We start from the raw sequence: 20,603 nt of genomic DNA, 5'->3' as shown, positions 1-20,603 counted from the left end.
TAGAATGAGCCCAGAGACTACGCCTGGTGCAACGCCGCACGGCGTACCGCAACCAGTGGTTTGAGGAGACACAACTGTGGGACGCGTCGTACACAAGTACGGCGGTTCTTCGGTCGCCGACGCCGATTGCATCAAGCGCGTGGCCCAACGGATCGTCGCGACAAAGAAGGCCGGCAACGACGTGGTGGTCGTCATTTCCGCCATGGGTGACACCACCGACGAATTGATGGACCTGGCCCAGCAGGTCTCCCCGCTGCCCCCGCCGCGGGAGCTCGACATGCTGCTCACCTCGGGTGAGCGGATCTCCGCCGCGCTGCTGGCGATGGCGATCGCGAACCTGGGCTACGAGGCACGCAGCTTCACCGGCTCGCAGGCCGGCGTGATCACCACCTCGGCGCACGGCAACGCCCGGATCATCGACATCACCCCGGGCCGGATCGAGGACGCCCTCGGCGACGGGTACGTCGCGATCGTGGCCGGGTTCCAGGGGGTCGCGCAGGACACCAAGGACATCACCACGATGGGCCGCGGCGCGTCGGACACCACCGCGGTCGCGCTGGCGGCGGCCATCGAGGCGGACTACTGCGAGATCTACACCGACGTGGACGGCATCTTCACCGCGGACCCGCGGATCGTGCCGGCCGCCAAACAGATCCCGAAGATCTCCTACGAGGAGATGCTCGAGATGGCCGCCTGCGGCGCCAAGGTGCTGCACCTGCGCTGCGTCGAGTACGCGCGGCGGTACAACGTACCGGTCCATGTGCGTTCCTCCTTCTCACAGAAGGAAGGCACCTGGGTCGTCGATGCGAAGGAACTGGATCAGATGGAACAGGCGATCATCTCCGGCGTGGCCCACGACCGTGGCGAGGCCAAAATCACCGTGGTCGGAGTACCGGACAAGCCGGGTGAGGCGGCCCGGATCTTCGAGACCGTGGCCGGGGCCGAGACCAACATCGACATGATCGTGCAGAACGTGTCGGCGGTGGCGACCAACCGGACCGATATCTCGTTCACGCTGCCCCGCTCCGACGGCGCCCGGGCGATGTCCGCGCTGGCCCGGATGAAGGACGAGGTCGGCTACGAGCAGTTGCTGTACGACGACCAGATCGGCAAGGTCTCGGTGGTCGGGGTCGGGATGCGCTCGCACCCGGGTGTATCGGCGAAGTTCTTCTCGGCGCTGGCCGACGCTGGCGTGAACATCGAGATGATCTCCACCTCGGAGATCCGGATCTCGGTGGTGGTGGACGAGAACCTGGTGGATGCTGCCGTGACCGCGGCGCACACCGCATTCGATCTGGACGACGAGCACACCCAGGCCGTCGTGTACGGAGGAACTGGACGGTGACCGCTGTGAGCGCTGTGGACAACACGATCGAGGACCGGGCGGGGCTGCCATCGCTGGCGGTGGTCGGCGCCACCGGTGCGGTCGGGTCGGTGATGCTGACCCTGCTCTCGACCCGGCAGAACGTCTGGGGAGAGATCCGGCTGATCGCGTCCGAGCGCTCCGCGGGTAAGCGGCTGAAGGTCCGCGGCGAGGAGGTCGAGGTGGTCGCGATCAGCGCGGACGCCTTCGACGGTATCGACGTGGCGATGTTCGACGTACCCGACGAGGTGTCGCTGGAGTGGGCGCCGGTAGCGGCCGCCAAGGGCGCGGTCGTGGTGGACAACTCGGGCGCGTTCCGGATGGACCCGGACGTGCCGCTGGTGGTCCCGGAGGTGAACGCCGAGGCGGCCCGGAACCGGCCGAAGGGCATCATCTCGAACCCGAACTGCACGACCCTGTCGATGATCGTCGCGATGGGCGCGCTGCACCACCGGTACGAGTTGGAGCAGCTGGTGGTCGCTTCGTACCAGGCGGCGTCCGGGGCCGGGCAGTCCGGGATCGACGCGCTGTACGACCAGCTCGCGAAGGTGGCCGGCAACCGGGAGCTGGGCAGCTCGCCGGGTGACGTCCGCCGGGTGGTCGGGAACGATCTCGGGCCGTTCGCGGCGCCGCTGGCGCTGAACGTGGTGCCATGGGCCGGTTCGCTCAAGGACGACGGCTGGTCGTCGGAGGAGCTGAAGGTACGCAACGAGTCGCGGAAGATCCTCGGGTTGCCGGAGCTGAAGGTGTCCGCGACCTGCGTCCGGGTCCCGGTGGTCACCACGCACTCGTTGTCGGTGCATGCCCGGTTCGTGCAGGAGGTCGACGCGGACGGCGCCCGTGAGGTACTGCGGGATGCGCCGGGCGTGCTGCTCTTCGACAACCCGGCCGAGGGTGAGTTCCCGACGCCGGCCGACGTGGTCGGTACCGATCCGACCTGGGTCGGGCGGATCCGCAAGTCCCTCGACGACCCGAACGCGCTGGAGCTCTTCGTCTGCGGAGACAACCTGCGCAAGGGTGCCGCGCTGAACACCGCTCAGATCGCGGAAGTTGTCGCGAAGGAGTTCATCCCGGCCGAAGCCTGAGCGCGCCGGTCGGAAAGAGTGCTGGGTGGGCGAGAGTCTCAGTGGGCCGCTTCGTGGGCTGCGGTGGTCAGGTTCGTCGCGGTCGGGAAGCAGCCTGCTGGGGTGCGGCGGATGAGTTCCGCGTCCAGGTGCGGGCAGTCGACCGGTGGGTCGCTGGTGCACGTCAGTAGGTGCTGCAGGTACTCGCGGGCGGCGGTCAGGTCGTCGATCCGGGCCGCCAGCGCCGCGATCTCCTCGGTGACCGTCTGCTGCCACTTCTCCCGCTCGACGGCCGCGCTGACCACGATCGCGGTCTTGTCGAGCGGCATCAGCCCGACCACGTGGCGCAGGTAGGCGAACCCGATCAGCCGCAGTTCCTCCTCGCCGTACCGCCGGCGGCCGTCCGCGCCGCGATCGGTCCCGAGTACGCCTTCGCGTTCCCACCAGCGCAGGGTGGACGTCGCCACCTCATACAGGGCCGCCGCGGGCCCGATCGGCACCGTTGACATGAAGGCGACAGACCGACCTGCACGCCTCACCGGCAACCGTGCAGTGGGTGATAGGCGCGTACACGCTGTGTCTGGCGACGCTGTCCCTGTCAGCCGGAGCACTCGGCGACGCTCAGACCTTCCACGAACCACGGGAACGCGGCCGGGTCATCGCCGGTGCAGCAATGGCCGGTGGTCTCGCCGGTGTGGTCGGGCCGACTGCAGGCGGTCTGCTGATCGCACTGGCTGGTCGGCAGGCGATCTTCCTGGTCAACCTGCCGATCGGTGCGGCGATCCTCTGGATGGGTGCGCGCAGTGTGAGCGAGTCGGCTGACCCGGAGCACGCGTCGCTGGACCGGTAGGTGGCTGCACAGGTCCGGTCCGGCCTGGCCGATCATTGCCGGGTACGTACTGCTAGCCGCCGCCGCACTGGTCCTTTCACGGAACAGCCGAGCACCGGCTTCCCAGAGACCGCGCTGTTACGCACACTGCCGGACTGCATCGGATCGCCGGTGTCTCCGGAGTGATCGGGCTGGTCGTGGCTGTGCTTGTCACAGCCACGCGACGCAGAGCCTTCTAGAGCCAGCTCTCCCGGGCGGCGTGCAGGGCGAGCTGGAAGCGCGTACTGGCGCCGGTGCGGTTCATCAGGCGCTCCAGGTAGCGGAAGAACGTACGGCGGCTGATACCGAGCGTACGGGCGATGGTGTCGTCCGCTGCACCCGTTGCTAGCAGTGCCAGTAGGCGGCGCTCAATCGGCTCCAGCCGGTCGTCCTCCGCGCCGACCGACGCGTGCAGTGGCAGCGCGTTGCGCCAGCAGAGCTCGAACATGCCCATCAGCGCGGTCAGCAGACTGCTCGGACGGATTATCAGCAACGAGCGGTTCACGTCGGTGTCGCGCACCGACATCGACACGAACGCGATCGAGCCATCGATGATCGTCAGCTTCGCCGGGACGTCAGGGAGTACGCGCGCCTGCTCGCCGGCTTCCACGCAGGGCAGGATGTTCTCGGTCAGGTACCCGGGCACTTCGACCGACTCCGGCGAGTACACCACCCGGTATGAGACGCCGCGTTTCAGGTGGTCGATCTCTTCCTGGTTCGGGCCGCCGATGTAGTACGGCGGGGAGTCGATGGCCAGGATCTCGCGCTGGGCGCCGCTCTTGATCTGGCGGATCCGCTGCACGATCGCGGTTCCGGTGACTACCTCGATCAGGTGCGTGGTCGACTCGTTGTGCACGGTCCGGCGGAACTCGTCATACGCGTTCAGGACCTGGATCCGGGCCTGTTTCAGCTCGGACTCGCGCCGCAGCGTCATCGCTTCCAGGCCGGCGTCCGGCGGCACCGGCAGGTACCGGGAGTGGTCGGAGCCGGAGCGGCGGGCCAGGCCGGCCCGGACCAGGCCACCGAGGGTGCTGTCGATCGGGCGGTCGCGGTCGGGAACCGCGTCGTCCAGTTCGGCGATCGACGCCGGTCCGGTCCGCAGCAGGTGCTGGTAGACCTTGATCTCGTCGTCGTCGAGTCCGAGCACCTTCAAATGATCGGCACGCTCCGTGTCCATTGGGCTCACAACTCCCCCCTCCCTTCCGAGTACTGTCACCGTCAGCTACCGTCCCTCCAGGTTAGAGGGGCCGATCCAGCGCCGTCGGCACTGTCCGTGTCGACGTAGCTGCGGCCAGCAATATTTGTTGTCCTGTCAGCATTCTTGTGCCGTGTCACCATCTGGCCACCCTATTCGCGCGCTGCTGAGCGAGAATTGAGGTCCAGCAGCCCGGCGACGGACCACCTGAGCGCCGCCGGGCTGCTGTTCCAATTCTGGCCCGTGGTCCCAATTCTGACCTGTGCCGGCGGTCCCGTCAGCGGACCCTGTCTCGGTTGGGTCTCGATCCGGCGGATCGGTGCCCTCGCACTTCCGTGCCATCACCCACCGTGCTGAAGGGTGTACAAACTGTGGCATCTCTCTCATCGTGAGGCCGTGAGGAGGAGCGCCCGATGCGACCGGTCCAGCCGTGTGCCACCGAACGTGTCGGCGCCGTCCCCAGCGCGCGGGCGTCTTTGCAGGGATCCCGTCGTGCGCTGTCCACCGCCGGCCTCCGCGCGATGACCGCCGCCCTGGTCATCGTGCCGACCGATCCGGCGCGCCCCGCGTCCGTACCCGCCCAGCGCGGACGCAAGCCCCGGATCGACGGTGAACCCCAGGAGGTGCCGAACGGTGCTCCGTGGATGGTGAGGCTGTCCATGGGGAGCGCGGATGTGATGTTGCGTGTCACGTCCGCCGCCCGGCGCGCCCCGGCCAGGAAGCACCCCCTGGGGTCCCACCGGTAACTCCCGTCCCGCCAGGCGGTTCGGACCGGTGTGCCCGGACCCCGGTGCGGCAGCTCACGTCAACTTCACCCCGGCGAGTAGCGTCGTACCTGTGAATTGACCTTCATTTGACTTAGCTGGAAGGCGTTTTGGCCGTCGCTGGCTGTCAAATGTATATTCCGGATAACGATCGGCGAAGGACGACGCAGGTGTTGTGCACGCAGCGGGGAACGACGTTTGGTAGCCGTCCGTACGTCGTTGCTCACTAAGGAGGACCGCTGTGTCGTCGGCGTACGAGCCGATCCGCTACTCTGCTTCCCGGTCTGCGTGGCACGCCGTTACCCCGGGCGGCATCCGCCGAAACCCCAGGTGAGTCGGTCATCGTGGACCCTACTTTCCGGCAGAGAGAGGCATCGCCTGAATGAACGCGACTAGCGTCGACGAGGAGTTCAACCCGTCGGTGCACGTGTACGAACCGCACAAGGTCGGTCTGCCCGCGCTGCGCCCGTACTTCAAGGCGTTGTGGCAGCGACGGGAGTTCGCGGCGGAGATGTCCCGGACCAACATCCGGGGCGCCCACACGAACACCTTCTTCGGCCAGGTGTGGCTGGTGCTGAACCCACTGCTGCTGGCACTGGTCTACTACCTACTGGTCGACATCATCGCCGGTGGTGGGTCGAAGATCGACGCCGGCGAGCGGTTTGCACACATGTGCGGCGGTCTCTTCGCCTTTTACTACTTCTCCGGTGCGATGACGACCGGTGCGGCCAGTGTGGTCGGCGGCGGCAAGCTGCTGATGAACATGTCGTTCCCCCGGATGCTGCTTCCGCTGTCCGCGGTCCGGACGGCGTTCTTCCGCTTCCTGCCGACCCTCGTCGTGTACCTGGTCATCCACGTGCTGATGGGTCAGAAGCTGCGCTGGCCGATGCTGCTGGCACCGGTCTTCCTGATCATGCTGACGGTCTTCGCGGCCGGCATGGGCATGGTCTTCGCGGCCCTGCAGGTGTACTTCCGCGACACCACCAGCTTCCTGCCGTACTTCGTCCGGATCTGGCTGTACATGTCGCCGGTGCTGTGGTTCGCCGAGCAGGCCCCCGCGAAGTTCAAGGGCTTCATCCAGTACAACCCGCTCTACCCGCTGATCGGCGGCTGGACCGACCTACTGGTCCGCGGCGAGATCCCGAAGTGGCAGATGTGGGCCGGTGCCGGGGTCTGGGCGCTCGTCGCCTTCGTGGTCGGCTCGTTGTTCTTCATGTCGAGGGAGCGTGAGTTCGTTGTCCGTCTCTGAGACCGAGAAGAAGCCGATGCAGAAGAGCAGGACCGGTGTCCCGGCCGTCAAGGTCCAGGACGTCTCCATCACCTACCGGACCACGTTCGAGCGGGTGCCGACCTTCAAGAGCGCGATCGTCCGGCTCGGCCGCGGCGAGCGCGCGATCCGCGAGGTCAAGGCCGTCCAGAACGTGTCCTTCGACGTCGACCACGGCACCACCATCGGCATCATCGGCGCGAACGGGGCCGGCAAGTCGACGCTGATGCGTTCGGTGGCCGGCATCCTGCCGCCGACCTCGGGCCGGATCGAGGTGCACGGCCGGGTCTCCACCCTGCTCGCCCTCGGCGTCGGCTTCAACGCGGCCCTGTCCGGCAAGGAGAACGTCGTCCTCGGCGGCCTCGCCTCCGGCATGAGCCGCAAGGAGATCGAGGCCCGGTACGAGGAGATCGCCGACTTCGCGGAGCTCGGCGACTTCATGGAAATGCCGATGCGGACGTACTCGTCCGGCATGTTCAGCCGGCTGGCGTTCTCGGTCGCGGTGCACATGGACCCGGACATCCTGCTGATCGACGAGGCCCTGTCGGCCGGCGACGCGTCGTTCAAGACCAAGGCCGCGGCCAAGATGAACGAGCTGGTCAGCAACAGCCGGACGATGTTCCTGGTCAGTCACGCGATGAGCAGCGTCCGCGAGCTGTGCAACGACTGCATCTGGCTGCACAAGGGCGAGCTGATGATGCGCGGCGAGCCGAACGAGGTCATCCAGGCGTACACGAAGTTCCTGCAGGTCGGCGAAGCGGAATCCGTCTCACTCGAGGACCTCTGACCAATGTCACGCAGCACGGCGCCGGACGTGGGGATCATCACGACCGGTCACGACGTCGCCGACGCGCGCCTGCACAAGATCACCGCGGCCCTGCGGAACCGCGACCTCCGGGTCGAGCTGTGGGGCCTCGGTGACGCGGCGGGCGGCCCGGCCGGCGCGGTCGTGCACGCCGGGCCGCGCGGCACTCTGGTGCAGCGGCTGGCCCGGACCGCGGTGCTGCCGTGGCGGACCAAGGCCAAGGTGGTGATGACGGTCGACCCGGACATGATCCCGGTCACCCGCCTGGTCACCACCATCCGGCGGCGGAAGCTCGTCGTCGACGTCCACGAGGACTACGAGCGGCTGCTCGCCGACCGCGCCTGGGCGCAGGGACCGGCCGGTCTGCCGGCCCGGCTGATCGTCCGGGCCGGGTCCAAGCTGGCGGCCGGTGCCGACCTGACCGTGGTCGCCGACTCCCATCTCGCGCCGCATCAGGCGAAACATCGCCTGGTCGTACAGAACCTTCCAGACCTCGGTTTCCTCGCCCCGTCCCCGCCGACCGGCACACCACGCGCCGTGTACGTCGGGGATCTGCGTACCAGCCGTGGACTGTTCGACATGGTCGAAACCGTTGCCGCGGCGCCGGACTGGTCACTCGACCTGGTCGGTCCGGTCGCGCAAGCCGACCGGGACCAGCTGGAAGACCGGATCGCCCAGCCCGAGCTGGCCGGCCGGGTCCGGCTGCACGGACGGCAGCCACCCGCCGACGCCTGGCGGATCGCGCACGGCGCCTGGGCCAGCCTGGCGATGCTGCAGCCCACCCCGGCGTTCATCGAAGCGATGCCGTCCAAGATCTACGAGTACCTCGCCAGCGGCCTTCCCGTGCTGTCCACCCGGCTGCCCAGGCAGACCCGGGTGATCGAGGAGTCCGGTGGCGGAGTCCTGGTGGACTCGGTGGCCGAGGCGTCCGGCATACTGCGACGCTGGTCCGCCGATCCGGGCGAGCTGGAGAAGCTGCGCGACCACGCGCTGCAATGGGCGACCGACCATCTGGCCAAGAACACGCCCTACGACGACCTGGCCGACGCGATTCTCAACCTGCTAAGAGGCTCATCTCGATGAGAGGACGGGCATGACCGACCGCCCACACCTGCTGTACGTCGCCTGGGGCTTCCCGCCCTGCCGGGGTGGTGGTGTCTACCGGGCCCTGGCCACCGCCAACCGGTTCGCCGCGCTCGGCTGGAAGGTGACAGTGCTGACGGCCGACCGCGACACCTTCTTCCGTTTCACCGGCGCCGACCTGACCCTCGAGGAACGGGTCGACCCGTCCGTCGAGGTGGTCCGGGTCCCGTTCGAATGGCCGATCCTGGAGGCCGACCTGCGCAATTGGTCCAAGCGCCGCGCGCAGAACCCGAAGGTCTGGGCCAAGTGGCGGACCAAGCAGGACCAGATCCCGTTCCCGGAGAGCGGGTACGGGCCGTGGCGTTCGGTGATCGAGAAGGCCGCCGAGCGGATCCACCAGGCGGACAAGGTCGACCTCACCGTCGCCACCGCTAACCCGCATGTCGCGTTCACCGCCGCGTACCACCTGCACAAGAAGTTCCAGGTGCCGTACGTGATGGACTACCGCGACGCCTGGCTGCTGGACGTGTTCACCGGTGACCGGCTGCACGAGCCGAACAGCCGGGCCGCGCGCTGGGAGAAGAAGCTGGTCGAGTCCGCCCGCGAGGTCTGGTTCGTGAACGACCCGATCAAGGAGTGGCACGAGAAGCTCTACCCGGCCCAGGCCGGCAAGATGCACACGGTCTCCAACGGGTTCGACCCGGACCTGGTGCCGGACACCCACGACCGCGGCCCGGTCGCCGGCCGTCCGCTGGTCTTCGGGTACGTCGGCACGGTGTCGCCGAAGGTGCCGCTCGCGGACTTCGTCGAAGGCTGGAAGCTCGCCAAGGAACAGTCCGAGGAGCTGGCCGGCGCGAAGGCGAAGATCTACGGATACCTCGGGTACTACGCGCAGCCGCGGGCCGACATGCTCGCCACCATCAACAGCGCGGCCGAAGCCGGGGTCTCGTACGAAGGACCGGTCGGCAAGGCGGAGATCGCGAAGGCGTACGACGAGTTCGACGCCCAGCTGTTGATGCTCGGCAAGGGACGCTACGTGACCAGCGGGAAGGTGTTCGAGTACCTCGCGACCGGGCTTCCGGTGGTGTCGGTGCACGACCCGGAGAACGCGGCGTCCGACGTACTGCGTGGGCATCCGTTGTGGTTCCCGGTCGCGGACGTGACGCCGGAGGCGATCGCGGCGGCGCTGATCGAGGCGGCCCATGCGGCTCGTACCGCTGACGAGGGGATTCGGGCGAAGGCGCGGGAGTTCGGCGCTTCGTACCGGCGGGATCTGCAGCTTGATCCGCGGATCACGTCGCTGGCCGCGTCCGTGACGGGGGTGGCGGCGTGAACACGGTCGTCCTGCTGTCCACGCGGCGGTTGCCGCCGACGTACTTCGACCAGGTCCGGGAGGATCTGGGGGATCAGAACATCACCATCGACGTGGTCGGCTGGGTGGCGCCGTCCGCGTGGGTGGCCGACAAGGTCAACACCTTCACTTTGATCGGTCCTGGTCGGATGCCTGCCGAGCCGGTCGAGGAGCCTTCCTCTTCCGTTGGCTCCGATGCGGCGGGTGAGGTTGCTACCCCGACGCCCGCTCCCGCCGAAGAAAAGACGGAGGGCATTCAAGCCTCTTCATCCCCATCCCCATCCCCATCCTCGTCCCCTTCTGCGTCGGCCGCCGCCGCACCTGCCGCCGCCTCCCCGTCTGCTGCCAAGGCTCGGCCTACTGGGGCGAAGCGGGTTGTCAAGGCTGTGGAGTGGCGGGCTCGGCGGGCTCGGAAGGTCGCGGGGCGGGTGGTGCCGAAGGCGATCAAGACGTCGGCGCCGGTGAAGTTCCTGCGTGGGCAGCGGGCCTCGAACGATCTTGGCAAGACCTACTGGGACCGCGTGCTGAGCCGGCGGGACGTGCTGGCGACGATCGATGGCGCGGACGTGATCGTGGCGCTGGACGCGGGGGCGATCTGGGCCGGCTGGAACCTCGGGCAGCGGAAGGCGAGTACCCCGGTGGTGCTCGGTCTGCCGGCCGCGCGGCGCGAGTTCGACCAGCTGAAGCTCGCGGCGAGCACCGAGGGTTCCGGCAGGTAATGGGTGACACGACGACGATGACGATCCGCGAGCGCCTGCCGGCGCCGTTGGCCCGGACCGCGGGTGCGGTCCGGCGGCGCCTGCGCGGGCTGCGGTACACGTACGCGCAGCTGCCGGCCTTCCCGCCGGCCGCTACGACACCGGTGCGGATGCTGGTCGGCCCGACCAACTCCGCGGGGCAGGGTCACGCCTGGGCGCAAGCCGCCGGGACCCTGCCGGACGTCGACGCCGTCTCGTTCGCCCTGCACCGCAAGGGCCGTTTCCAGTTCGCCGACGACTACGGCGTACCGCTGGCGTGGTTCGGGCAGTCGCGCTGGCAGCGCGCCCAGCAGCACCATGTACTCACGAACTACACGCACGTGATGGTCGAATCGCTGCGTCCGCTGTTCGGCGCCCGCGGCTACCCGGACGCGGCGCCGGACATCGAGGCGATGCGTGACCGCGGCATCAACGTCGCGCTCGCGTTCCACGGTTCAGACATCCGCCTGCCCAGCCGGCACGCGAAGCGCGAGCAGTGGTCGCCGTTCATGCCGGGCGACGAGCTGACCGACCGGCTGGAGCCGCAGGCCCGCCGGCATGCCGAGCTGGTCGAATCGCTCGGCCTGCCGGTCTTCGTTTCCACGGTCGACCTGCTGGAGGACGTACCGGACGCCACCTGGCTCCCGGTCGCGATCGACCCGACTCGCTGGCAGCAGGCGGCGCGGCCCTTGTTCAGTACGGACAAACCGGTCGTCGTACATGTCCCGTCGAACGCGAAACTCAAGGGCACCGAGGAGATCGACGCCGTCCTGACCGGCCTGCACGAGCGGGGCCTGGTCGAGTACCGGCGGATCACCGGCGTGCAGCATCAGGACATGCCGGCCGTGATCGGCGCCGCCGACATCGTTGTCGATCAACTCCGGATCGGTCTGTACGGCGTGGCGGCCGCTGAGGCGCTGGCGGCCGGGCGGATCGTGGTTTCGTACGTCGGTGACGCCGTGCGCCGGCGGGTGCGTAGTCTGACTGGGCGAGAGGTACCGATCGTCGAGGCGGATCCCGGCACCCTGGGTGACGTCGTCACCGGTCTGATCGCCGATCGCGAGGCCGCCGCCGAGCGGGCAGCCGCCGGCCCCGGTTTCGTGGCCGAGCTGCACGACGGACGCCGCTCGGCCGAAGCACTGAGAACCTGGCTGATTTCGAAGGAGACCCTGTGACGGCCCGCATCGCGCCATCCGCCGACGTCGACGAGAGCGCCCAGATCGGCGCCGGTTCGTCGGTCTGGCACCTGGCCCAGATCCGCGAGAACGCGGTTCTCGGCAAGAACTGCATCGTCGGCCGCGGCGCGTACGTCGGTACCGGGGTCCGGATGGGCGACAACTGCAAGATCCAGAACTACGCCCTGGTGTACGAGCCGGCGTCCCTCGAGGACGGCGTGTTCATCGGCCCGGCGGTGGTACTCACCAACGACTACTTCCCGCGCGCGGTGAACCCGGACGGTTCGCCGAAGAGCGGGCACGACTGGGAACCGGTCGGGGTGACGATGAAGGAAGGCTGCTCGCTCGGCGCGCGCAGCGTGTGCGTGGCTCCGGTCACCATCGGCCGCTGGGCGACTGTCGCCGCCGGCGCGGTGGTGACCAAGGACGTGCCGGACTTCGCGCTGGTCGCGGGTGTCCCGGCGCGCCGGCTCAAGTGGGTTGGCAAGGCCGGTGTCCCGTTGCTCGAGGTCGGGAACGGCGAGTGGAAGTGCCCGAACACGGGCGAGATGTACATCGAAACCGACGGACGGCTGCGGCCGGCCGGTGAATCAACGGAGGAGAACTGATGGTGCAGCCGATTCCGGCCGCGAAGCCGATCATCGGGAAGGAGGAGCGCGAAGCCGTCGACCGGGTGATGCAGTCCGGCATGCTGGCCCAGGGCCCCGAGGTGGCGGCGTTCGAGCAGGAGTTCGGCGCAACGCTGGTCTCCGGCCGAGCCTGCGTCGCGACCAACTCGGGTACGTCCGGTCTGCACCTCGGCCTGCTGGCCGCCGGGGTCGGCCCGGGTGACGAGGTGATCGTCCCGTCCTTCACCTTCGCCGCGACCGCGAACAGCGTCGCGCTGACCGGCGCCACCCCGGTGTTCGTCGACATCGAGCCGACGTACTTCTGCCTGGACCCGAAGGCGGTCGAGGCGGCGATCACCGAGAAGACCAAGGCCGTCATGCCGGTGCACCTGTTCGGTCACCCGGCGAACATGACCGCGCTGCAGGAGATCGCCGACAAGCACGGCATCCAGATCTACGAGGACGCCGCGCAGGCGCACGGCGCGACCTGGAACGGCGCGCCGGTCGGTTCCTTCGGCGAGTTCGCGATGTTCAGCCTGTACCCGACCAAGAACATGACGTCCGGTGAGGGCGGCATGAACTCGGTCGCGAACGCGGACCTCGAGCGCCGGATGCGGCTGTTCCGCAACCAGGGCATGCTCAAGCAGTACGAGAACGAGGTCGTCGGCCTGAACAACCGGATGACCGACCTGCACGCCGCGATCGGCCGCGTGCAGCTGACCAAGGTCGGCGGCTGGACCAAGCAGCGGCAGGAGAACGCGGCCTTCCTGGACGCGAACCTGGCCGGTGTCGGCGTCCCGGCCGTGGCCGCGGAGGCGTCGCACGTCTACCACCAGTACACGATCCGGGTGACCGAGGACCGGGACGGCTTCGCGAACGCGTTGCGGACCGAGTACGGCGTCGGCTGCGGCGTGTACTACCCGATCCCGAACCACCGGCTCCCGTCGTTCCAGCGTGAGCTGGACCTGCCGGAGACCGAGAAGGCCGCGGCCGAGGTGCTCTCGCTGCCGGTCCACCCCTCGCTGTCCGAGGATGACCTGAACCGGATCGTGGCCGCGGTGAACACCGTGGCGAAGGCGGGTGCGTGACGATGGCGAACCTGCGTGCGGGCCTGATCGGCCTGGGCATGATGGGCCGGCACCACGCCCGGGTACTGGCGTCCCTCGAGGGCGTCGACCTGGTCGCGGTGGCCGACCCGGGTGGTGACAAGTTCGGTGTCGCCGGCGGTCGTCCGGTGCACGAGACCATCGAGCAGCTGATCACCGAGAAGCTCGACTACTGCATGGTCGCGGTCCCGACCCAGTACCACGCGGAGACCGCGAAGGCGCTGGCCGAGGCCGGCGTGCACGCGATGATCGAGAAGCCGCTGGCCGGTTCCACCGCCGAGGCGACCGAGATCGCGAAGGCGTTCGAGGCGGCCGGCCTGGTCGGCGCGGTCGGTCACATCGAGCGGTACAACCCGGCGCTGCAGGCGCTCCGGGTCCGGCTGGAGGCCGGCGAGCTGGGTGACATCTACCAGATCACCACCCGCCGCCAGGGCCCGTTCCCGGCCCGGATCGCCGACGTCGGCGTGGTGCTCGACCTGGCCACCCACGACATCGACCTGACCGCCTGGGTGACCCAGTCGCCGTTCGTCTCGGTGGCCGCGCAGAGCGCGCACAAGTCCGGCCGTCAGTACGAGGACCTGATCGCGGTGACCGGCAAGCTGGCCGACGGCACCGTCACCAGTCACCTGGTCAACTGGCTGTCCCCGATGAAGGAGCGGCTGACCGTCGTCACCGGTGAGAAGGGCGCCTTCATCGCCGACACGCTGCTCGCCGACCTGACCTTCCACTCGAACGGTACGGTCGCGACCGCGTGGGACGACGTCGCGCACTTCCGTGGTGTCAGCGAGGGTGACATGATCCGGTACGCGATCAGCAAGCCGGAGCCGCTGCGGACCGAGCACGAGGCGTTCCGGGACGCGGTACTCGGCAAGGAGGCGGACATCGTCACGCTGCAGCAGGGTCTGGCCACCGTCAAGGTCGCCGAGGCAGTGCTCCAGTCCGCCGCCGAGGCGCGTACGGTGCCGGTCGCGGGGGAGACGCACTAGTGAAGGTGCTCAGCGTTGTCGGTGCGCGCCCGCAGTTCGTGAAGCTGGCGCCGGTCGCGGAGGCGTTCGCCGCCACCGAGCACCAGCACGTGATCGTGCACACCGGGCAGCACTACGACAAGAACATGTCCGACGTGTTCTTCGCCGACCTGCGGATCCCGGCCCCGGACGTCCACCTGGGCGTCGGGTCCGGGAGCCACGGCGTCCAGACCGGCGCGATGCTGGCCGCGATGGACGCCGTCCTGGACGAGCACAAGCCGGACTGGGTGCTCGTCTACGGCGACACCAACTCCACTCTGGCCGGTACGTTGTCCGCGGTGAAGATGCACCTGCCGGTCGCGCACCTGGAGGCCGGGCTGCGTTCCTTCAACCGGCTGATGCCGGAGGAGCACAACCGGGTGCTCACCGACCACGCGGCCGACCTGCTGCTCGCGCCGACCCAGGTGGCGATGGACCACCTGGCGAACGAGGGCCTGAAGGACAAGTCGCGGCTGGTCGGCGACGTGATGACGGATGTCTGCTTCCGGGTCCGCGACGCGGTCCAGGACCAGCCGCTCGACCTGCCGTTCAAGCAGGGTGAGTACGTCGTCTCCACCATCCACCGGGCCGAGAACACCGACGACCCGGAGCGGCTGGCCGCGATCGTCGACGGTCTGGCCGCGGCGGGCGCGCCGGTGCTGCTGCTGGCACATCCGCGGCTGGTCGCGAAGTGCGCGGAGCACGGCATCAAGCTGGAGCGTCCGGACGGTTCGCTGCACGTCCGCGAGCCGCTCGCGTACCCGGAGATGGTCGCGGCCGTGCTCGGCTCGGCCGGGGTGGTGACGGACTCCGGGGGTCTGCAGAAGGAGGCCTTCCTGCTCGGACGGGTGTGTACCACACTGCGGACCGAGACCGAATGGGTCGAGACGTTGGACAACGAGTGGAACGTCCTGACATCCGACGTGAGTAAGCTGCCGGAGTTGGCCGCCAGGCCTGTTCCTACGGGGGAACGCCCGATGCCCTACGGCGACGGCCACGCTGCCGAGCGTGTCGTTGCCACTCTCGCGGAGTAGACCTACATGACGAAGGCCGCCGAAGAGAACCAGACGCCGCCGACCCAGGAAGCCCCCGGGTCGGCCGGCGTCGGGACGAATCCGCCTGCCGGCGCGCCTGTCAGTACCGCGGTCGGGGACACCGGTCCACCGGCCCGCGGCGGGAGGTTGCCACGAGTCGAGTCGCTCACCGGATTGCGCTGGTGGGCGGCCTTCTTCGTGTTCTGCCACCACATGACGAACCTGGCACCGCTGCCGATCTTCGACTTCCTGAAGTACGGCACCTCCGGCGTCACGTTCTTCTTCGTGCTCTCCGGTTTCGTGCTGACCTGGTCGGCCCAGCCGGGTACGAAGATCCGGACGTTCTACCGGCGCCGGTTCGCGCGGATCTTCCCGCTGTACTTCCTCACCCTGGTGGCGGCGTTCTTCGTCTTCTACCGGGTCGACCCGCCGGCGGGGATGTCCTGGATCAAGCCGGTGTCGGTCACCGTGCTGGTGCTGTCCGCGTTCCTGTTGCACGGCTGGTCGAACAACCCGACCATCCTGTACGGCGGCAACCCGGCCGGCTGGACGCTCTCGGTCGAGGCGTTCTTCTACGCGTACTTCCCGTTCGTCTGGCGGGCCACGCAGCGGCTGAAGGTGGCCGGTGGGCTGATCATCTGTTTCGCGGTGATCGCGATCGGGTGCGCGTACCGGTTGGCGCTGTTCCATTACAAGACCGAAGTGCCGGTGCTGCCGCAACCGGTGCTGCACTCGGTGGCGTTCCTGTTCGGGATCGGTCTGGCGATCGCGCTCCGGTCCGGCTGGCGGCCGCAGATCCCGGTCTGGTTCGCGTTCCTGGTCACCGGCGGCGGTCTGTACCTGCTCTGGTACTCCGGTTCGCACCCGACCGAGATCCCGGGCGCGGTCAGCATGGGCCTGTGCCAGAAGGAAGTCCTGACCCTGCTGTACGGCTTCCTGATCTTCGCGGTCGCGGCCCGCGACATCCGCGGCGGCCGGTCACTGCTGCGGAGCACCCCGCTGGTCAAGCTCGGCCAGTGGTCGTACGCGTTCTACCTGGTGCACGCCACCATCCTGTACGCGATCAAGGAGTACCACGGTGTGGCCGGCCCGATCGGCTGGGCGAACCTGACCTGGTACGCCGGTGTGCTCGTCGTTTCGATCTTCGCCTCGTGGCTGCTCTACCGGTTCGTGGAGCACCCGCTGGAACGGAAGCTCCGAGGCCCCCGATGAAGAATCACTACCTAGTGGAGTTGCTGTGCGTGTCAGTGTTGTTGCCTTAGGCAAGATCGGACTGCCGTTGGCGGTCCAGTTCGCGGCCAAGGGTCATCAGGTCGTCGGTGTCGACATCAACGAGAAGTTCGTCGAGCTGGTCAACGCCGGTCAGGAGCCGTTCCCGGGTGAGGCCCACCTGCAGGAGCTGCTGTCCGAGACCGTGGCCGACGGCCGCCTGCGGGCGACCACGGACTACGCGGACGCGATCCCGAACAGCGACGCGGTCGTCGTGGTCGTGCCGCTGTTCGTGGACGAGCAGACCGGTCAGCCCGAGTTCGGCTGGATGGAGAACGCGACCCGTTCCCTGGCCGAGCACCTGAGTCCCGGCACTCTGGTCAGCTACGAGACCACCCTTCCGGTCGGCACCACCCGGAGCCGGTGGAAGCCGATGATCGAGGAGATCTCCGGCCTGACCGAGGGTACGGACTTCCACCTGGTGTTCTCGCCGGAGCGGGTGCTGACCGGGCGCGTGTTCGCGGACCTGCGCAAGTACCCGAAGCTGGTCGGCGGTCTGTCCGAGGAGGGCGCCAAGCGCGCCACCGCGTTCTATGAGGCGGTGCTGGACTTCGACGAGCGCCCGGACCTGGAGCGCGCGAACGGTGTCTGGGACCTCGGTTCGGCCGAGGCGGCCGAGCTGGCGAAGCTGGCCGAGACCACGTACCGGGACGTCAACATCGGCCTGGCGAACCAGTTCGCCCGGTTCGCGGGACAGAACGGCATCGACGTACACGCCGTGATCGAGGCGTCGAACTCGCAGCCGTACAGCCACATCCACCGGCCCGGTATCGCGGTCGGCGGGCACTGCATCCCGGTGTACCCGCGGCTGTACCTCTACACCGACCCGGACGCGACGGTCGTCCGCGCCGCGCGCGAGGCGAACGCCGGCATGCCGGACTACACGATCGGTCTGCTCGAGGGCGCGTACGGCGACCTCAAGGGCGCCAAGGTCGTGGTGCTCGGCGCGTCCTACCGTGGTGGGGTGAAGGAAACCGCGTTCTCCGGGGTCTTCCCGGCCGTGGAGGCGTTGAAGGCGCGCGGAGCCGAAGTGTCCGTGCACGACCCGCTGTACACCGACGCCGAACTGCAGGGCCTCGGCTTCACGCCGTACACCCTGGGTTCCGCGGTGGACGCGGCGGTGCTGCAGGCCGACCACGCGGACTACGCGCAGCTCACGCCTGCCGACCTGCCGGGCGTCAAGGTGCTCGTCGACGGGCGTGACCGGACCGACGCGGCCAAGTGGGCCGGCGTGCGGCGGATTGTGATCGGAAGGTCGATCAGCCAGTGACAACTGCCGACCTGCGGGTCGTGATGATGGTCGCGAACGACGTCACCAACGACAGTAGGGTCCGCAAGGAGGCCGCGGCATTGGCCGAGACCGGAGCAGAGGTGACTGTGCTCGGGGTCTCGGCCAGCGGCCTGCCGTCGAGGGAGATGCTCGACGGTGCGCTGATCGTCCGGGTGGCGGTGCCCTTCGCACTGCGTGAGGAACGGAAACGAAGCCGGAAGGCTCGCCGCGACTGGCGGCCGCCGATGGTGGGTTACAAGAACCGCTCGACCTACGTGGCCCGCAGTCAGCGGGTCAAGGCCGAGCTCAAGGAGCTGAAGGCCGACTCCGGGCACGCGATCGCGCGGGCCAAGAGCGGTCAGGGAAATCCGGTCAAGTTCAAGCTCGGGGTCGCCACCCGGCTGCTGCGCCGGGCCCGCTGGCAGGCCTCCGAGCGGGCCACCTGGGTCCGCAAGGGTGTCGGGAACAAGGCGGACAGCCCGTTCAAGTTCGGCTGGCGGGCGTACGACGGGGTGCTGCACCGGCTGCCCTGGCCGGCGCCGTGGCGCAAGCTGCACCCGGAGGCGCTGGACCTGGAGATCGCGTTCGGTGACCTGATCGACCGGCTCGAGCCGGACGTCGTACACGCCCACGACATGCACGTGATCGGTGTCGCCACCCGCGCCGCCGGTCGCGCGAAGCTGCGCGGGCGGACGCTGAAGGTCGTCTACGACGCGCACGAGTACGTCGCCGGTCTCTCGCAGTACGGTGCCCGGACCCGGCGTTCGATCGCCGCCTGGGCGAACCACGAGCGGGAGTACATCGGCTCGGCGGATCGGGTCATCACGGTCAGCCCGGCGATCGCGACCCGGCTGCGCCGGGAGCACAACCTGCGGACCGAGCCGGTCGTGGTGATGAACACGCCGAACCCTGCTGACGTGTCGGTCGAGGTGTCCGACATCCGCAGCCGGATCGGGCTCGCCTCCGACGTGCCGCTGCTGGTCTACAGCGGCGGTGTCACCCGGGCGCGTGGCATCCACACCGCGGTGCAGGCACTCGTGGACCTGCCGGAGGCGCATCTGGCGGTCGTCTGCGTGCCTGGCGTGGCGACGGACGCCGTACGCGAGCTGCAGGCGCAGGCCGCCGAGCTGGAGGTGCAGGACCGTCTGCACTGCCTGGACCCGGTGAAGCCGGACGAGGTGGTCGCGTTCCTGCGGACCGCCGACGTCGGGCTGATCCCGATCCTGCGCTACCCGAGCCACGAGATGGCCCTGCCGAACAAGCTGTTCGAGTACGCGTTCGCCGGGCTGCCCGTGGTGGTCAGCGACATGCCCAGCATGAAGGAGTTCGTCGACTACACCCGGATCGGTGAGGTCTTCGTCGCGGCCGACGCGCACGACCTGGCCAGCAAGGTCCGTACGGTGCTGGGCGACCTGGACAACTACCGCGAGCGGGTCGTGCACCCGGGGTACCAGGAGGAGGTGTCCTGGTCCGGCCAGGCCAAGAAGCTGCGGCAGCTGTACGGCGAGCTGACCGGGCGTCCGCTCGAGATCACCCGTCCGGGCGGCAAGATCGTCAAGACCGGCCGGCACCTGCTGCTCGGCCCGGTCAACAGTGCGGGTCAGGCGTGGCTGTGGGCAACCGCTCTGGAGCGTGAGGTTCCTGGCGTCAAGGCCGAGTCGCTGACCACTGGCAGCGGCGCGTTCGACTTCCGCGTACACCGCACCGGCACCTACCGGCAGTACAGGTCCGATCTGCGCTGGCAGTTGGAGCTGACGGCGTACGCGCTGCGCGAGGTGACGCATGTGCTGTTCGAGGCGGGCCGGCCGATGTTCGGTCAGCAGCGTGGGCAGATGTGGACAACCGACGTACCGATGCTCGACCAGGCCGGCATCCGGCACGGTCTGGTGTTCCACGGGTCCGAGATCCGCGACCCGGAGCTGCACCGCCGGCAGTACCAGTTCTCGCCGTTCCGGAACCCGGACGACGAGCTGACCGAGCGTCTGCAGGCCGCGAACAACCTGATGCGCCGGCACCTGGAGGACTACGACGGTCCGATCTTCGTCACCACGCCGGATCTGCTGGAGTTCGTCGACAACGGGTACTGGCTGCCGCTCGCCGTCGATGTCGAGAGCTTCGCGTCGACTCAGCCGGTGCTCGAGCGGGAGGTACCGGTGGTGCTGCACGCGCCGTCGGCCAGCGCGCTCAAGGGCTCCGCGTACGTCGACCCGGTGCTGAAGGATCTGGATGCCAAGGGCCTGATCAAGTACAACCGGGTCCAGGGCGTACCGCACTCCGAGCTGGCCGAGATGGTCAAGAGCGCGGACATCGTGGTCGACCAGTTGCTGCTCGGTTCGTACGGCGTCTTCGCGTGTGAGGCGATGGCGGCCGGCCGGGTCACCGTCGGGCACATCGCGGACCCGGTTCGCGACCTGCTCCCGACCGACCTGCCGATCGCCGAGGCGACCCCGGACGACCTCGCCGAGGTGATCGAACGGCTGGTCGCCGAGCGCGACACGGCCCGCAAGATCGCCGACTCGGGACCAGGTTACGTCCGCGACCTGCACGACGGACGGAAGTCGGTGGAGATGCTGTTGCCGTTCCTGAACAACGAACTTGACCGCCATAAGTCCGGGTCTGGCGGCGAGTAAGTGCGGATTC

The 20,603-nt window shown here is 68.5% G+C and carries 19 protein-coding genes; 17 read left to right on the top strand and 2 right to left on the bottom strand.

The features are described from left to right. Positions 1-76 precede the first annotated feature (76 nt). Both HDA44_RS23905 and HDA44_RS23900 read left to right on the top strand, forming a co-directional pair. Positions 77-1,345, top strand: a complete 1,269-nt coding sequence (locus tag HDA44_RS23905) for an aspartate kinase (RefSeq protein WP_184837992.1) — start codon at positions 77-79, stop codon at positions 1,343-1,345. Beyond that, positions 1,342-2,448, top strand: coding sequence for an aspartate-semialdehyde dehydrogenase (locus HDA44_RS23900; protein WP_319043208.1), 1,107 nt, complete (start codon positions 1,342-1,344; stop codon positions 2,446-2,448). The genes HDA44_RS23905 and HDA44_RS23900 overlap by 4 nt, the downstream gene beginning before the upstream one ends. A 38-nt stretch (positions 2,449-2,486) precedes the next feature. On the opposite strand, the gene HDA44_RS23895 is transcribed toward HDA44_RS23900, so the two are convergent. Further along, positions 2,487-2,936: a helix-turn-helix domain-containing protein gene (locus HDA44_RS23895; RefSeq protein ID WP_184837990.1), complete on the bottom strand. Its 450-nt coding sequence runs from the start codon at positions 2,934-2,936 to the stop codon at positions 2,487-2,489. Positions 2,937-2,974: 38 nt separating this feature from the next. On the opposite strand from HDA44_RS23895, the gene HDA44_RS23890 reads away from it, so the two are divergent. Beyond that, a complete protein-coding gene (locus tag HDA44_RS23890) occupies positions 2,975-3,277 on the top strand; it encodes a hypothetical protein (RefSeq protein ID WP_184837988.1) in 303 nt (100 codons plus the stop codon). A gap of 214 nt (positions 3,278-3,491) precedes the next feature. On the opposite strand, the gene HDA44_RS23885 is transcribed toward HDA44_RS23890, so the two are convergent. After that, entirely contained in the window at positions 3,492-4,472 is a 981-nt protein-coding gene (locus tag HDA44_RS23885; protein WP_202887525.1) for a helix-turn-helix domain-containing protein, read from the bottom strand. Positions 4,473-4,903: 431 nt separating this feature from the next. Between HDA44_RS23885 and HDA44_RS23880 the strand changes: the two genes are divergently transcribed. From HDA44_RS23880 to HDA44_RS23815, 14 genes are all read left to right on the top strand, one after another. Then, entirely contained in the window at positions 4,904-5,236 is a 333-nt protein-coding gene (locus HDA44_RS23880) for a hypothetical protein (protein WP_184837984.1), read from the top strand. 400 nt (positions 5,237-5,636) lie between these two features. Further along, the gene (locus tag HDA44_RS23875; RefSeq protein ID WP_184837982.1) at positions 5,637-6,503 is read left to right on the top strand and encodes an ABC transporter permease; all 867 of its coding nucleotides are present in this window, start codon (positions 5,637-5,639) and stop codon (positions 6,501-6,503) included. After that, the gene (locus tag HDA44_RS23870) at positions 6,490-7,308 is read left to right on the top strand and encodes an ABC transporter ATP-binding protein (RefSeq protein WP_238352533.1); all 819 of its coding nucleotides are present in this window, start codon (positions 6,490-6,492) and stop codon (positions 7,306-7,308) included. The genes HDA44_RS23875 and HDA44_RS23870 overlap by 14 nt, the downstream gene beginning before the upstream one ends. Before the next feature lie 3 nt (positions 7,309-7,311). Continuing rightward, the gene (locus HDA44_RS23865; protein WP_184837980.1) at positions 7,312-8,409 is read left to right on the top strand and encodes a glycosyltransferase; all 1,098 of its coding nucleotides are present in this window, start codon (positions 7,312-7,314) and stop codon (positions 8,407-8,409) included. A gap of 10 nt (positions 8,410-8,419) precedes the next feature. Beyond that, positions 8,420-9,742, top strand: coding sequence for a glycosyltransferase (locus HDA44_RS23860; RefSeq protein WP_238352532.1), 1,323 nt, complete (start codon positions 8,420-8,422; stop codon positions 9,740-9,742). Continuing rightward, complete coding sequence (locus HDA44_RS23855) at positions 9,739-10,479, top strand: hypothetical protein (protein ID WP_184837978.1); 741 nt, start codon at positions 9,739-9,741, stop codon at positions 10,477-10,479. Before HDA44_RS23860 ends, HDA44_RS23855 begins: the two co-directional genes overlap by 4 nt. Next, positions 10,479-11,672, top strand: coding sequence for a hypothetical protein (locus tag HDA44_RS23850; RefSeq protein ID WP_184837976.1), 1,194 nt, complete (start codon positions 10,479-10,481; stop codon positions 11,670-11,672). Before HDA44_RS23855 ends, HDA44_RS23850 begins: the two co-directional genes overlap by 1 nt. After that, the gene (locus HDA44_RS23845) at positions 11,669-12,280 is read left to right on the top strand and encodes an acyltransferase (protein WP_184837974.1); all 612 of its coding nucleotides are present in this window, start codon (positions 11,669-11,671) and stop codon (positions 12,278-12,280) included. The genes HDA44_RS23850 and HDA44_RS23845 overlap by 4 nt, the downstream gene beginning before the upstream one ends. Beyond that, on the top strand, positions 12,277-13,368 hold the full coding sequence (locus tag HDA44_RS23840) for a DegT/DnrJ/EryC1/StrS family aminotransferase (RefSeq protein WP_202888441.1): 1,092 nt from the start codon (positions 12,277-12,279) through the stop codon (positions 13,366-13,368). The genes HDA44_RS23845 and HDA44_RS23840 overlap by 4 nt, the downstream gene beginning before the upstream one ends. Positions 13,369-13,370: 2 nt before the next feature. Continuing rightward, positions 13,371-14,372: a Gfo/Idh/MocA family protein gene (locus HDA44_RS23835; protein ID WP_184837970.1), complete on the top strand. Its 1,002-nt coding sequence runs from the start codon at positions 13,371-13,373 to the stop codon at positions 14,370-14,372. After that, positions 14,372-15,424, top strand: a complete 1,053-nt coding sequence (wecB, locus tag HDA44_RS23830; protein WP_184837968.1) for a non-hydrolyzing UDP-N-acetylglucosamine 2-epimerase — start codon at positions 14,372-14,374, stop codon at positions 15,422-15,424. Before HDA44_RS23835 ends, wecB begins: the two co-directional genes overlap by 1 nt. 6 nt (positions 15,425-15,430) lie before the next feature. Next, positions 15,431-16,636: an acyltransferase family protein gene (locus tag HDA44_RS23825; RefSeq protein WP_184837965.1), complete on the top strand. Its 1,206-nt coding sequence runs from the start codon at positions 15,431-15,433 to the stop codon at positions 16,634-16,636. 25 nt (positions 16,637-16,661) lie between these two features. Further along, positions 16,662-17,963 (top strand): nucleotide sugar dehydrogenase, encoded by a 1,302-nt coding sequence (locus tag HDA44_RS23820; RefSeq protein ID WP_184837962.1) that lies wholly within the window; start codon positions 16,662-16,664, stop codon positions 17,961-17,963. After that, positions 17,960-20,593: a glycosyltransferase gene (locus HDA44_RS23815; protein WP_184837960.1), complete on the top strand. Its 2,634-nt coding sequence runs from the start codon at positions 17,960-17,962 to the stop codon at positions 20,591-20,593. The genes HDA44_RS23820 and HDA44_RS23815 overlap by 4 nt, the downstream gene beginning before the upstream one ends. The last annotated feature ends 10 nt before the right edge of the window (positions 20,594-20,603 follow it).

It is taken from the genome of Kribbella solani (assembly GCF_014205295.1).
In the GTDB taxonomy this organism is placed as follows: Bacteria; Actinomycetota; Actinomycetes; order Propionibacteriales; family Kribbellaceae; genus Kribbella; species Kribbella solani.
Note: the sequence above shows the minus strand (reverse complement) of the source record. Positions and strands in the feature narration are given on the sequence as shown.